Here is a 3,254-nt window from a genome sequence, read left to right as displayed (position 1 = left end):
CGTCAGCTAACTACATATGTATTAAGTTCCGCCCCTTCCCTCGACGGCAGGGTCGTCTCCGGCGGCGCGGGCGACCGATGTCGAGTGGCCCGACGAGCTCGACCACCGCCCCCCGATCTGACAGGGCACTCGACAAGAATCGTCCGGGACGGGAGGCTGTGACCCACGCCACGCCCGTCGACCCCAGGGAGCACCAGATGAGCAACGACGTCCTCTCCGAGCGCGCCAGGATCGAGGCGGCGGTGGCCGGCCGGACGCTGGTCGACGCGTTGGCCGAGACCGCGAGCACGCACGCCGACAGGCCGGCGTACTCCGACAAGCACGAGGTGCCGGACGGTGAGGCGTGGCGGACGATCACCTGGGCGCAGACCCGGGAGCTGGCGCTCGACGTCGCCGCGGGGCTGATGGCCGCCGGCGTCCAGCCGGGCGACACCGTCGCGATCATGTCGACCAACCGGATCGAGCACTTCCTCGCCGACATGGGGGCGGTCCACGCGGCCGCGACCCCGATGTCGATCTACAACACGCTGTCCCAGGAGCAGGTCGCGTACGTCGCCGCCCACGCCCAGCCGACGGCGGTGATCCTCGAGAACGACGACCACCGGGCCCGCTGGGCCAAGGCGCTGGAGGACACGACGAGCATCCGCAAGGTCGTGATGCTCGGCCAGGAGTGGGACGACCTGGTGGCCGCCGGCCGGGCCTACCGGGCCGAGCACGGCGACGAGGTGGCCGCCCGCGGGCGCGACCTCGAGGCCGACGCCCCGGCGACGATCCTCTACACGTCCGGCACCACCGGGAACCCCAAGGGCGTGGTGCTCACCCACGCCAACGTGATGTACGAGGCGCTGAGCACGCTCGAGGCCGCGGGCCTGCACGAGGCGCAGACCGCCATCAGCTACCTGCCGCTCGCCCACATCGCCGAGCGGGTGCTCGGCCTCTACGGTCCGCAGATCCAGGGCAGCCACATGCACGCGATCAGCGACCCGTCCGGCCTGCTGGCCGCACTCGGCGAGGTGCACCCGACGAGCTTCTTCGGCGTGCCGCGCGTCTGGGAGAAGATCAAGACCGGCCTCTCCGCCAAGCTCGCCGCCGACCCCGACCCCGCGAACGTGAAGATGGTCCAGGACGCGATGGCCGCCGCGCAGGCCTGGGTCGCGGCCCAGGAGGTCGGCGGCACGATGACGCCGGAGATCGAGGAGGCCTACCGCTCGGCCGAGGAGCAGATCCTCGGGTTCCTCAAGCTGCTCCTCGGTCTCGACCAGGTCACCTGGGCCGGCTCGGCCGCGGCGCCGATGCCGATCGACGTCGCGCGGTTCATGGCCGGCCTCGGGCTGAAGGTCTTCGACGTCTACGGCATGACCGAGACCTGCGGAGCGATCACCGCCAACGGACCCGGCGGCTTCAAGCTCGGCACCGTCGGTCGCGCCACTCCCGGCATGGAGGTCAAGCTCGGCGAGGACAACGAGGTGCTCGTGCGCGGCCCCGTGGTGACGCCCGGCTACCACCTGCAGGGGGACGCCACCCGCGCGCTCATCGACGAGGACGGCTGGGTGCACACCGGCGACATCGGCACCCTCGACGACGACGGCTTCTTCTCGATCGTCGACCGCAAGAAGGAGCTGATCATCACCTCCGCCGGCAAGAACATCGCGCCGTCCAACATCGAGGGCTACCTCAAGGAGTCCCCGATCGTCGGCCACGCGATGGCGATCGGCGACGGGCGTCCGTACGTCGTCGCGATCCTCACCCTCGACGGCGAGGTGGCGCCGGTCATCGCCCAGCAGATGGGCATCGAGTTCACCGACCTGGCCGACCTCGCGGAGAAGCCCGAGATCCGGGCGATGGCGCAGCAGGCCGTCGACGAGGCGAACTCGCGACTCTCGCGCCCTGAGCAGGTCAAGTCCTTCGAGCTGCTGCCGGTCGAGTGGACGGCCGAGTCCGAGGAGCTCACACCGACGCTCAAGCTCAAGCGGCGCGTGGTCAACACCAAGTACGCCGACGTGCTGGATCGTCTCTACGGCTGACCGTCACCGGCGATAGGGTCGCCGTGTGCGGTGGTGGTCCCCTCGGTGGTGGGTGACCGCCCTGGCGGTCCTGAGCGGTGCCGTCTGGCTGCCCTTCGCCGGCCGGGCGCTCAGCCCCGACGAGGGTGGCCTGCTGATCCTCGGCGGCCAGTGGTCGCCCGGGTCCTCGTTGTACGGCGACTACTTCGTCGACCGTCCGCCGCTGCTGGTCGCGATCTTCTCCCTGGCCGACGCCCTGGGCGGATCGGAGTGGGTGGTCCGCGGCGTCGGCATCGTGGCCGTCGTCGCCACCGTGCTCCTCGCCGGCCTGGTCGGCCGCCTCGCCGCCGACGCGCCAGTGCCCACGGCCGCCACCGCCGCGGTGCTCGTGTGCACCCCGCTGTTCGGCAGCACGGTCGTGAACGGCGAGCTGCTGGGGCTGCCGTTCCTGATCGGCGGCAGCGCGGCCGTGCTTGCCGCGGCCAACAACGACGACTGGCTGCGCTGGGCGCTGCTCGCCGGCGCACTCGGTGCCTGTGGGGCCCTGGTCAAGCAGAGCCTCCTCGACGTCTTCGTGCTGGCGGCCGTGCTGCTCCTGCTGCGGCGCCGGCACGCCGCGCTGGCCGCGGTGGCCGCCGGCGCCGTCACGACCTTCGCCGTCGCCGTGGCGTTGGCCGCCACCCGCGGCACCGCCCCCGACGAGCTCTGGCAGGCGGTCGTGGTTTTCCGCCAGGACGCCGGCGCGGTCATCACGCAGTCCGCGACCTCGGCCACCACCCACCGGCTCGGCGGACTCGTGCTCGCGCTGCTCGGCACCGGACTGCCGCTGCTGGCCGTGGCGCTGGCCCGCCGGCTGCGGACCCGCACCGGCCTGCGCTGGCCCGCCCTCGCCGTGCTGACCTGGGAGGCCCTGGTGGTCCTGGCGGGCGGCAGCTACTGGCTGCACTACCTGATGGGGCTGATCCCCGGACTCGTGCTCCTCACCGCGGCCGCGCTGCAGGCCGGGCCGCGCCCCGACCGGCTGCTGCGCGCGTCGTACGCCGTGCTCGCGGCCTCGACCGCCGTCGCCCTGACCTGGGTGCTCATCGACCCCGTCGAACGAGCCGAGGCGCCCGCCGTCGCCTGGCTCGACCGCCATGCCCGCCCGGGCGACACCGCCGTGGTGGCGTTCGGCGCCGCGAACATCCTGCAGTCTGCCGGCCTGCACAGCCCCTACCCCGATCTCTGGAGCCTGCCCGTGCGCGTGCACGA

At 72.4% G+C, this 3,254-nt stretch carries 2 protein-coding genes; both read left to right on the top strand.

What is annotated here, in order from left to right; all coding sequences use genetic code 11:
- Positions 1-197: 197 nt before the first annotated feature.
- Complete coding sequence (locus tag Q0L15_RS16565) at positions 198-2,024, top strand: long-chain fatty acid--CoA ligase (protein WP_296605555.1); 1,827 nt, start codon at positions 198-200, stop codon at positions 2,022-2,024.
- A 25-nt stretch (positions 2,025-2,049) separates the two neighbouring features.
- Positions 2,050-3,254 (top strand): glycosyltransferase family 39 protein (locus Q0L15_RS16560; protein ID WP_296605554.1); only part of this gene is annotated, 1,205 nt, incomplete at its 3' end.

Source organism: Nocardioides sp. (assembly GCF_024509035.1).
Classification (GTDB): domain Bacteria; phylum Actinomycetota; class Actinomycetes; order Propionibacteriales; family Nocardioidaceae; genus Nocardioides.
The sequence above is the reverse complement of the archived record's forward strand: the minus strand, read 5'-3'. Positions and strand labels throughout refer to the sequence as shown.

What these genes read in the sequence shown, in the direction of transcription:
- Q0L15_RS16565 (WP_296605555.1), top strand. Translation starts at nt 198, where the DNA reads ATGAGCAACGACGTCCTCTCCGAGCGCGCCAGGATCGAGGCGGCGGTG.